Origin of the sequence: Halomonas sp. SIMBA_159 (assembly GCF_046536035.1) — a bacterium.
GTDB lineage: Bacteria > Pseudomonadota > Gammaproteobacteria > Pseudomonadales > Halomonadaceae > Vreelandella > Vreelandella venusta_A.
Window position 1 is genome coordinate 1 of sequence record NZ_JAWJBT010000908.1, and the last position, 260, is coordinate 260.

Genomic DNA, 260 nt, shown 5'->3' on the forward strand with positions numbered 1-260 from the left:
GTTGGGTTCTCCATTTTTCGGAAGAAATACCCCATCAATACGAAAGGCGAGTTGTTTGACTTCTACAGAAGTAAATTCATAATTAGTAACCCGTTCAGAGCTATTAGATAGCAGTTCAAATAAGATTTGGGGTCGGATTTGGAAGAGGCGGTAAAAGATAGAATCGGTTTTCATTAGGAATTAAATTTTTCCTTCGCTAAAAATTTAATATGGAATTAACTTACTCAAGAAGTTTTAAGCCATAAATTTCTATACGATGC

Annotated in this window: 1 protein-coding gene; it reads right to left on the reverse strand. The window is 34.2% G+C overall.

Features of this window, described 5'->3' with window-relative positions; translation table 11 throughout:
- A partial coding sequence (locus R0J87_RS21890) for a DUF2887 domain-containing protein (RefSeq protein WP_498888940.1) occupies positions 1–174 on the reverse strand: 174 nt, incomplete at its 3' end.
- Between the last annotated feature and the right edge of the window lie 86 nt (positions 175–260).